This window comes from Kitasatospora sp. NPDC056327, from assembly GCF_042261735.1.
GTDB lineage: Bacteria > Actinomycetota > Actinomycetes > Streptomycetales > Streptomycetaceae > Kitasatospora.
This window is the reverse complement of sequence record NZ_JBHJRC010000321.1, coordinates 1-9,189: the sequence shown is the minus strand read 5'-3', so window position 1 is coordinate 9,189 and position 9,189 is coordinate 1. Positions and strand designations below refer to the sequence as shown.

Here is a 9,189-nt window from a genome sequence, read left to right as displayed (position 1 = left end):
TCCCCCCGCTCCCCCCCCGCCCGCGGGGCCGGGCGCGCCCCCGCGCCGCGCGGGCGGGGGCCCCCGCCGGGGCCGGACCGCCGGGCCCGGTCGGCGCCGCGGGAACACGGGCCGTCCGCCGGATGTTTCACGGGCGTGACTGTTTACGGTGCAACCACTGATGGCGCGGCCGGTGCCGGGGCGGCGGCCGACGAGGGCCGGCGGGTCGACGTCCTGGTGATCGGCGCGGGGCAGGCGGGCCTGTCCGCCGCCTACCACCTGCGCCGCCGCGGCTTCGCCCCGTACCGCGCGGGCACCGACGGCGGCTTCGTCGTCCTCGACGCCGACACCGCCCCCGGCGGCGCCTGGGCCCACCGCTCGCCGTCGCTGCGGATGGCCACCGTCCACGGTTTCCACGACCTGCCCGACTTCGAGCTCCCCGAGCCCGACCCGGACGCCCCCGCGCGCGAGGTCGTACCGGGGTACTTCACGGCGTACGAGGCCCGGCACGCGCTCCCCGTCGTACGCCCCGTCAAGGTCCTGGCGGTGCGCTCCGCCGGCGCCCTCCCGGACGCCCGGCTGCTGGTCGAGACCGACGCCGGCACCTGGTCGGCCCGGGCCCTGATCAACGCCACCGGTACCTGGACCCGCCCGTTCCTGCCGCACTACCCCGGCCGCTTCGCCGGCCGCCAGCTGCACTACGCCGCCTACCGGGGCCCCGAGGAGTTCGCCGGCAAGCGGGTGCTGGTGGTCGGCGGCGGGGCCTCGGCGATCCAGGTGCTGTCGGAGGTCGCCGCCGTCGGCGAGACCGTCTGGGTCACCCGCACCCCGCCCGTCTACCACGAGGGACCGTTCACCCCCGAGTACGGGCGCGCCGTGGTCGCCAAGGTCGAGGAGCGGGTCAGCCGGGGCCTGCCGGTGCGCAGCGTGGTCAGCGTGACCGGGCTCGGCCCCTCGGTCGCCCACCGCCGGGCCGAGGAGCTGGGTGCGCTGCACCGCCGCCCGATGTTCGACCGCCTCACCGAGCACGGGGTCGCCTGGGGGGACGAGGAACTCGCCGTCGACGCGATCGTCTGGGCCACCGGGTTCCGCCCCGAGGTCGGCCACCTCGGCCCGCTCGACCTGCGCTCCCCCGGCGGCGGCATCGCCCTCACCGGCACCCGCGCCACCGCCGACCCGCGGGTCCACCTGGTCGGCTACGGGCCGTCCGCCAGCACCGTCGGCGCCAACCGGGCGGGCCGCGCGGCGGTCAACGAGATCGTCCGGCTGCTCGGTGACCCGGCCCCCGCGCGGGCCGTGGTCCCGGCCGGCGGCTGACCGGCAGGCCGGCAGGCCGCGGGGCGAACGGCGGCCGGCCCGCGTCGGCCGGCCCGCGTCGGCCGGCCCTGGGGGGCGCCGGCCGTGGTGCCCCGGCCGGCCTCACCGCGCCGCCGGGGGCGGTCCCTCCTCCGTGGCGGCCTCCGTGGCGGCCCGGACGCCCAGCTCCCGCACCGCCGCGTGCAGCGACTCGCCGCGGGCGGTCAGCGCGTACTCGACCCGGTACGGGGACTCCGCCCGGGCGGTGCGGCTCACGTACCCCTCGGCCTCCAGGGTGCGCAGCGCGCGGGTCAGCATCCGGCGGCTCAGGTCGGCGACCGCGCGGTCCAGCTCGTTGTAGCCGTGCGGCCGCCGCGCGAGCAGGCAGATCAGCAGGACGCTCCAGCGGTCCCCGATCCGGTGCAGCACCGCGGTCGCCGGGCACCCGGCGCGGTCCCCCGCGGTGATCGGTGCGGCGGCGGTGACCGGTGCGGCCGCGGTGACCGGTGCGGCCGCGGTGACCGGTGCGGCGGCGGGGCCCTCGCCCCGCGTCGTGCCAGTGGACATCGGTGTTCCTTCTTTCGGCGATCCGCCCGGCCCGCCCATGCTCGCTCCAGGACATCGTCGCAGTCGTCGTCGCAGTCGAGGAGTTCACATGTTCGCAGTCACCGGCACCGCCGGACGGTTCGGCCGGCTGGCGCTCGCCGCGGTGCTCGACCTGACGGCCGACCGGGCCGGCACGGTCGCCCTCACCCGGGATCCGGCCCGGGCGGACGCCGGCCGCCCCGGGCCGGGGCCGGCCGTCCGACAGGCCGACTTCGCCCGGCCCGCCACCCTGGTACCCGCCCTCGCCGGGGTCCGGCGGCTGCTGCTCGTCAGCACCGAGCGCTCGCCCCGGAGGCTCCGGCTGCACGAGGCGGCCGTCGGGGCGGCCGTCGCCGCCGGGGTGGAGCACGTCGTCTACACCTCGGTGGTCCGCGCCGCCGACCCGGGCAACCCCGTCCCCGAGGCGGCCGACCACGGACTGACCGAGCGGCTGCTCGCCGCCTCCGGCCTGGCCCACACCGTCCTGCGGTTCAACGTCTGGCCGCAGATGCTGCTGCTCTCCGGCCTGGCCCGGCTCGCGGTCGCGCACGGGGAGCTGCCCAGCAGCGCCGCGCACGGCCGGGTCGGCTACATCACCCGTGAGGACACCGCCTGGGCCGCGGCGCGCGTCCTCACCGGCGCCGTCGACACCGTCCCCGCGCCGGGCGCCACCGGGACGGTCCTCGACGTGACCGGGCCCGGCCTGACCGACGCCGAGGTCGCCGCCGCGCTCGGCGGGGCCACCGGCCGGCCGGTGCGCCACCGCCCGGTGGCCGACGCGGACGTCCCCCGCGCGCTGACCGCCCTCGGTGTGCCCGCGCCGCTGGCGGCGGCCTGGGGCGAGAACGACCCGTTCCGGCGCGAGGGCTGGTTCGACGTCCCCGACGACGGCACCACGAGGCGGCTGCTCGGGCGCGCGCCGGTCACGCTCGGCGCGTTCTTCGCCGGCCACCGGGCCGAACTGGTGGCCGGGGCGCCCTGACGGACGCGGCCCGGCGGCGGCCCGGGCGCGGCGTCCCGGGCCGGACCGTCGCGCCCGGACGCCGGACCGCCGACGCCGGACCGCTCCGCCGGGGCCGGTCAGCGGTCGTAGTCGACCGTCACCCGGTCCGTCAGCGGACGGGCCTGACAGGTGAGGACGTAGCCGGCCGCCAGCTCCTTCTCCTCCAGCGCGAAGTTGCGCCGCATCTCCACCTCGCCCTCGGTGACCAGCGCCCGGCAGGTGCCGCAGACCCCGCCCTTGCAGGCGAACGGCAGATCGGGCCGGGAGCGCTGAGCACCGTCCAGGACGGAGCGGTCGCACGGCAGCGACAGGGTGCTCCCGCGCCCGTCCAGGACGACGGTGACCTCGCTGTACCCGGCCGCCGCCCCGTCGCCCCCGCCCGGGGAGTCCTCCGGACGCCCGGCCACCGGCTCGTCCCCGGCGTGGAACAGCTCCTGGTGCACCCGGTCCGCCGGCACGCCCAGCCCGGCCAGCAGCTCCTTCGCCCCGGCGACCATCCCGAACGGCCCGCACAGCCACCAGTGGCCGACCGTCTCCACGTCCACCAGCGCCGCCAGCAGCGCCGCGACCCGCTCCGGGTCCAGCCGCCCGCTGAGCAGCTCGGCGTCCCTGGTCTCCCGGGAGAGCACGTGGACCAACTGCAGGCGGCCCAGGTGGCGGTCCTTCAGGTCGGCCAGCTCGTCGGCGAACATCACGGTGTCGCTGCGCCGGTTCCCGTAGAGCAGGGTCACGGTGGAGGTGCGATCGGCGGCCAGCACGGAGGCCGCGATGGACAGCATCGGCGTGATGCCGGAGCCGGCCGCCAGCAGCACGTGGTCGGCGGGCTCGGCGAGGTCCGGCGTGAACAGGCCGGACGGCGTCAGCACCTCGACCTCCTCGCCCGGCCGGGCGTCGCGCACCAGCCAGCGGGAGAACAGCCCGCCCGGCACCTCCCGGACGGCGATCCGCAGCGGACCGCCGGCGGGGGCACAGATCGAGTACGAGCGGCGCTCGTCGACGCCGTCCACCACCCGGCGCAGCGTCAGCGTCTGGCCCGGCCGGAAGGCGAACGCCTCCGCGAGCCCGTCCGGGATGGCGAAGGTCACCGCGACGGCGTCCTCGCAGAGCCGCTCCACCCCGGCGATCCGCAGGGCGTGGAAGACCGGCCGGCGGGCCGGTCGCACGGCGTCCTGGGCCGGTGCCGCTGCCCGGGCCGGACCGGTGGGCACCGGCGCCGACGAGGCGGCGGAGGGGGCGGGCGAGGCGGCGGCCATTCAGATCTCCTTGACGCGTTCGAAGGGCTCGCGGCAGTCGCGGCAGCGCCACAGCGCCTTGCAGGCGGTGGAGCCGAAGCGGGACAGCTCCTCGGTGTCGCTGCCGCCGCAGAGCGGACAGATGACGGGCGCGACGGCGCTCCCGGCCACGGATCCGGCCACCGGTCCGGCCACCGGTGCGCCTGCGGACGGGCCGCCGGACGTACCGGCGGACGCGGGTGCCACGAGCCGGGTCGGGCCGAGGCTCACCTGGGTGCTTCCGCCCGGGGTGCCGCCCGCGGCCGTCCCCGGCCGGGGCGGTGCGATCCCGGCCCCGGCCAGCTTGCGCCGCCCCTCGGCGGTGATCAGGTCGGTCGACCAGGGCGGGTCGAGCCGCAGCCGGACCCGGACGTCCGCGTACCCGGCCGCCCGCAGCCGCCGGTCCACATCGGCGGCCATCTCGGCGACGGCGGGACAGCCCGAGTACGTCGGCGTGAGCCACGCCGTCACCGTGCCGCCCTCCTCCTCGACCCCGGCCAGCACGCCCAGGTCGGCGAGGGTCAGCATGGGCAGCTCGGGATCGGGCACGGCCGCCGCCACCTCCCAGGCACCGCCCCGCCCCACCGGCCCGGCCACGGCCGTCACCACGTCGCACCCGGGTGCGCCCGGGCCAGCACCTGCAGCTCGGCGAGCAGCGGGCCCAGCGCCTCGGTGTGCACGCCGTCCCGGCCGGCCCGGCCGCCGACGGCCGCCAGGCCCGGCACGTCCGGCACCGTCAGCCCGGCCTCGGCGCACACCGCCGCCAGCGAGCGCAGCACCGGCTCGCGCAGCGCCGCCGGGTCCACCCCGGCCCGAAGCTCCACCGGGTGCGCCGTGAACAGCTCCGCCAGCAGCGGCCACACGGCGTCCAGGCCGGCCTGCATCCGGGCCGCCGAGTACGGCGTGCCGTCGCCGAGCCGCAGCGTCCAGGCGGTGGCGTACTCGCGGTGGTAGGCCAGCTCCTTCACCCCGCGCCCGGCGACCGCCGCCAGCACCGGGTCGGCGTGCCCGGCCAGCGCCTCGTAGAGCGCGCCGCGGGCGGTGGCGAACACCAGCAGGCGGGCCACCGAGAACGCGAAGTCCCCGTTCGGCGCCTCGACCAGGCGGACGTTGCGGAACTCCTGCTCCTCCCGCCAGTACGCCAGGTCGTCCTCGGTGCGCCCGGTGCCGTCCGCCTGCCCGGCCCGGGTCAGCAGCTGACGGGCCTGGCCGAGCAGGTCGAGGCCGAGGTTGGCGAGCGCCACCTCCTCCTCCAGTTCCGGCGCGCGGGTGCACCACTCGATCAGCCGCTGGGCGAGGACGAGCGCGTCGTCGCCCAGCATCAGGCAGTAGGCCGCGAGGTCCGCGCCGTCCAGGCCGGGCGGCACCGCGGTGTCCACCCCGAGCAGCGGGTCGGCGAAGCCCGTCCCGTACGCCCAGCGGCCCTCGCCCTCGGGCCCGGGTGACGCCTCGGCGAGGCTCAGGTACACGTGGTCGTCGGTCATGGTTCGGCTGCTCCCGGTCAGATGTGCGGGACATCCTCGGGGATGTCGTAGAAGGTCGGGTGGCGGTAGACCTTGTCGCCGCTGGGCTCGAAGAAGGGGTCGCGCTCGTCCGGGGCGGACGCGGCGATCGCGTCGGAGCGGACCACCCAGAGGCTGACGCCCTCGTTGCGGCGGGTGTAGAGGTCGCGGGCGGCGAGCAGGGCCATCCGGTCGTCGGCCGCGTGCAGAGAACCGACGTGCACGTGGTTCAGACCGCGCCGGGGGCGCACGAACACCTCGTAGAGCGGCCAGCCGGCCCTGGACCCGGTCACTTCGCGTTCTCCTGTTCCGTTGCCGTGGCCGCGGCGACCGGTCCGCCGGAATCGGCGGCGGTCTGCGCGCGGCGCTTCGCCGCGTAGGCGGTGGCCGCCTCGCGGACCCACGCGCCGTCCTCGTGGGCCGCCCGGCGGCGCTCCGTGCGCTGGGCGTTGCACGGGCCCTCGCCGTGGATGACCCGGGTCAGCTCCGACCAGTCCGGCTCGCCGAAGTCCCAGCCGCCGCGCTCCTCGTTCCGGCGCAGCTCGGGGTCGGGGAGGGTGACGCCGAGGTGCTCGGCCTGCGGGACCGTCATGTCGACGAAGCGCTGCCGCAGCTCGTCGTTGGTGTGCCGCTTGATCCGCCAGGCCATCGACCGGGCCGTGTTCGGCGAGGCCGCGTCCGAGGGGCCGAACATCATCAGCGACGGCCACCACCAGCGGTCCACCGCGTCCTGGACCATCCGGCGCTGCGCCTCGGTGCCGCGCATCAGCGTCATCAGCAGCTCGTAGCCCTGGCGCTGGTGGAACGACTCCTCCTTGCAGATCCGGACCATCGCGCGGGCGTACGGGCCGTAGCTGCAGCGGCAGAGCGGGACCTGGTTGCAGATCGCGGCGCCGTCGACCAGCCAGCCGATCACCCCGACGTCGGCGAAGGTGAGGGTCGGGTAGTTGAAGATCGACGAGTACTTCTGCCGGCCGGAGATCAGCTTCTCGGTGAGCTCGGCGCGGTCCACGCCGAGGGTCTCGGCGGCGGCGTAGAGGTAGAGCCCGTGACCGGCCTCGTCCTGGGCCTTGGCGAGCAGGATCGCCTTGCGGCGCAGGGAGGGGGCCCGGGTCAGCCAGTTGCCCTCGGGCTGCATGCCGATGATCTCGGAGTGCGCGTGCTGGGCGATCTGGCGGACGAGGGTGGCCCGGTAGGCGTCGGGCATCCAGTCCCGGGGCTCGATGCGCTGCTCCGCGGCGATGACGGCCTCGAACCGTTCCTCCGGCGACTGCCCGGTCCGGTCGGGCCGCTCGGTCACCTCTGCTGTCACCACGGTCCCCTCTCGCTCTCCGGCCACCCGCTCCCGCTCCGGCTCCGGGGAAGGGCGGGTCCACCGACTGACCGTTCGGTCGGTTCCATTGTGCGCGGTGGGGCGGGCGGCTGACAAGGGAGCGCGGCCGGTCGCGCACGGCGACGGGGCCGCGCGGAGGCAGCGGCGGCGGCGGCGGGGGCGGCGGGGGCGGCGGGAGGCGTTCCCGGAAACGAACCGGGCAACGAAGGGGCGGCGGGGCGGGCAGCGGGGCGGAAGTCGCCGTGGGAACGGGACGGGACTCGTGGCGGGAACGAAGCCGGGCACCGAGCCGACCGCGCGGCCGGAAATCCGATGGCCGGGGGCCGGGCCGGGCGGCGAGACTCCTGGGATGACGCTGCACGCGAACGAGGTACCGGCCGGCGAGACCGTGGTCCGCGCCCTGCTGGCGGCCCAGCGGCCCGAGTGGGCGCGCCTCCCCCTCACGGCGGCGGGCGCCGGCACGGACAACAGCATGTACCGGCTCGGCGACGAACTGCTCGTCCGCCTGCCGCGCACCCCGGACACCGCCCGGTCCGTGCGCAAGGAGCAGCACTGGCTCCCGCGCCTGGCCCCGCGACTGGGCAGCGCCGTCCCCGAACCCGTCCACCTCGGGGTGCCCGGGCCGGGCTTTCCGCTCGCCTGGTCGGTCTACCGCTGGATCGACGGCGCGGAGCCGGGGCCGGACACGGTCCGGGACTGGGCGGCCTTCGGCGGCGACCTCGCGGCGTTCGTGCGGGAGCTGCACGGTCTCGGCCTGATGGGCGCGAGCCGGGCGGACGACCTCGACTGGTACCGCGGCGGCGGCCTTCGGGCGTGCGACGACTGGGTCACCCGGTACCTCGCGGACTGCCGCGAGCCGGCCGGGGCGGGGGCCGGGGCCGCAGGATCCGGGGCGCGGGCGGACGCGGGGACGGCCCGGGATCCGGACACGGTGCGGGATCCGGACGTGGATGCCCTGGAGCACCTGTGGCGGGCCGCGCTCGCCCTGCCGGAGTCGGACGCGCCGCACGTGTGGCTCCACGGCGACCTCAAGCCCAGCAACCTCCTGGTCCGGGACGGGCGGCTGCACGCGGTGATCGACTTCGGCTGCCTCTCGATCGGCCTCCCGGACGCCGAGCACGCGCCCGTCTGGGACCTCCCGGCCGCAGCACGCCGGGCCTACCGGGACGCGCTGGACCTCGACGAGCCGACCTGGATCCGCGCCCGCGCCTGGGCCATCGCGGTCGGCGTCAGCGGGCTCGCCCACTACCGGCACACCTGGCCGGCCTTCGCCGCCGAGTGCCTGGCCCGCCTTCGGGCGATCCTCGCCGAGGCCGGGTAGACCGTCGGTGGCCCGGCCGTTCCCGGTGCCTCGCCGTTCCCGGTGCCTCGCCGTTCGCGGGCTCCGGCCGTCCCGGAGCTCCGGCCCGCCCCCGGCCGCGGAGCCGTCCCGAAGGATCAGGCCGGCCGGGGCAGCGCGGCCAGTTCCCCCGTGCGGACCTCTCGCCGGGCGAACACGTCCGCCTTCCGCTCCTCCATGTCCCGCAGCACCGCGCGCCGTTCCCCGGCCGCGAGACGGTCGACGTAGAGGCCGCCGGCGAGATGGTCGCTCTCGTGCTGGAGGCAGCGTGCGAAGTAGCCGCTGCCCTCGACGACCAGCGGGCGGCCCACGAGGTCCCGGCCGCGGACGACCGCCGCGTCCGGGCGGGCCAGGTCCGTGCGGGGGCCGGGGACGGAGAGGCAGCCCTCCGCGGTGTCGACGAGCCGCCGGGCCGCGGCGGGAAGGTCGTCGAGCACCGGATTGAGGATGTGGCCCACGTGGCGGACGCCGTCCTCGTCGAAGCAGTCCCAGACGAAGGCCCGGAGGTCGACGCCGATCTGGTTGGCCGCGAGGCCGACCCCCTCGGCGACCCACATGGTGGCGAACATGTCGTCGATCAGCCGGGACAGTCCGGGAGTGCCGAACTCCTCCTCCGCCACGTCCCGGCAGCGCCGGTGGAGGACGTCCTCCCCGATGACGGTGATCCGCCGCACTTCGCCCCGCAGCGTCTCCGGCGGCACCTCCGGGTAGCGCTCCACCGGCTCGCCCTGCACCCGGACCTGCCCCCGGAGCCGGTCCTGCGTCCCGCCCCGCCCCCGCGTCCGCGTCCGCTCCGCCCGCCCCGTCGGCTCGTGCCGTGCCATGGCCGTCCCTCCCCTTCGCGTCCCGCCCCAGCGGCTGCGCGCCGGCACCGCCGGCGT

General features: G+C 77.3%; 10 protein-coding genes. 3 read left to right on the top strand and 7 right to left on the bottom strand.

Annotated features, from left to right (window positions below; translation table 11 throughout):
* The first annotated feature begins 135 nt into the window (after positions 1-135).
* Positions 136-1,296 (top strand): NAD(P)-binding domain-containing protein, encoded by a 1,161-nt coding sequence (locus ACFCX4_RS31205; protein WP_376149820.1) that lies wholly within the window; start codon positions 136-138, stop codon positions 1,294-1,296.
* Between the two features lie 102 nt (positions 1,297-1,398).
* Here ACFCX4_RS31205 and ACFCX4_RS31200 read toward each other — a convergent pair whose 3' ends face one another.
* A complete protein-coding gene (locus ACFCX4_RS31200) occupies positions 1,399-1,842 on the bottom strand; it encodes a winged helix-turn-helix transcriptional regulator (RefSeq protein WP_376149818.1) in 444 nt (147 codons plus the stop codon).
* Between the two features lie 88 nt (positions 1,843-1,930).
* On the opposite strand from ACFCX4_RS31200, the gene ACFCX4_RS31195 reads away from it, so the two are divergent.
* Positions 1,931-2,842: an NAD(P)H-binding protein gene (locus tag ACFCX4_RS31195; protein WP_376149815.1), complete on the top strand. Its 912-nt coding sequence runs from the start codon at positions 1,931-1,933 to the stop codon at positions 2,840-2,842.
* 98 nt (positions 2,843-2,940) lie between these two features.
* Here the strand turns inward: ACFCX4_RS31195 and paaE are convergent, their stop codons facing one another.
* From paaE to paaA, 5 genes are read right to left on the bottom strand one after another with little or no spacing between them, the layout of a single operon-like run.
* Entirely contained in the window at positions 2,941-4,116 is a 1,176-nt protein-coding gene (gene paaE / locus ACFCX4_RS31190; protein ID WP_376149812.1) for a 1,2-phenylacetyl-CoA epoxidase subunit PaaE, read from the bottom strand.
* A complete protein-coding gene (gene paaD / locus ACFCX4_RS31185; protein WP_376149809.1) occupies positions 4,117-4,683 on the bottom strand; it encodes a 1,2-phenylacetyl-CoA epoxidase subunit PaaD in 567 nt (188 codons plus the stop codon). It abuts the gene before it with no gap.
* A gap of 53 nt (positions 4,684-4,736) precedes the next feature.
* Positions 4,737-5,618 carry a 1,2-phenylacetyl-CoA epoxidase subunit PaaC gene (gene paaC, locus ACFCX4_RS31180; protein ID WP_376149806.1) on the bottom strand — a complete coding sequence of 294 codons (882 nt, stop codon included), beginning with the start codon at positions 5,616-5,618 and terminating at the stop codon, positions 4,737-4,739.
* A gap of 17 nt (positions 5,619-5,635) precedes the next feature.
* Entirely contained in the window at positions 5,636-5,929 is a 294-nt protein-coding gene (paaB, locus tag ACFCX4_RS31175) for a 1,2-phenylacetyl-CoA epoxidase subunit PaaB (protein WP_376149803.1), read from the bottom strand.
* On the bottom strand, positions 5,926-6,948 hold the full coding sequence (gene paaA / locus ACFCX4_RS31170) for a 1,2-phenylacetyl-CoA epoxidase subunit PaaA (RefSeq protein WP_376149800.1): 1,023 nt from the start codon (positions 6,946-6,948) through the stop codon (positions 5,926-5,928). The genes paaB and paaA overlap by 4 nt, the downstream gene beginning before the upstream one ends.
* Before the next feature lie 370 nt (positions 6,949-7,318).
* On the opposite strand from paaA, the gene ACFCX4_RS31165 reads away from it, so the two are divergent.
* Positions 7,319-8,290 carry an aminoglycoside phosphotransferase family protein gene (locus tag ACFCX4_RS31165; protein ID WP_376149797.1) on the top strand — a complete coding sequence of 324 codons (972 nt, stop codon included), beginning with the start codon at positions 7,319-7,321 and terminating at the stop codon, positions 8,288-8,290.
* Positions 8,291-8,406: 116 nt separating this feature from the next.
* Here ACFCX4_RS31165 and def read toward each other — a convergent pair whose 3' ends face one another.
* Positions 8,407-9,042: a peptide deformylase gene (def, locus tag ACFCX4_RS31160; protein ID WP_376149823.1), complete on the bottom strand. Its 636-nt coding sequence runs from the start codon at positions 9,040-9,042 to the stop codon at positions 8,407-8,409.
* Positions 9,043-9,189 lie beyond the last annotated feature (147 nt).

Coding starts and splice junctions, on each gene's coding strand:
- ACFCX4_RS31200 (WP_376149818.1), bottom strand. CDS start 1,842: ATGTCCACTGGCACGACGCGGGGCGAGGGCCCCGCCGCCGCACCGGTC.
- ACFCX4_RS31195 (WP_376149815.1), top strand. CDS start 1,931: ATGTTCGCAGTCACCGGCACCGCCGGACGGTTCGGCCGGCTGGCGCTC.
- paaE (WP_376149812.1), bottom strand. CDS start 4,116: ATGGCCGCCGCCTCGCCCGCCCCCTCCGCCGCCTCGTCGGCGCCGGTG.
- paaC (WP_376149806.1), bottom strand. CDS start 5,618: ATGACCGACGACCACGTGTACCTGAGCCTCGCCGAGGCGTCACCCGGG.
- ACFCX4_RS31165 (WP_376149797.1), top strand. CDS start 7,319: ATGACGCTGCACGCGAACGAGGTACCGGCCGGCGAGACCGTGGTCCGC.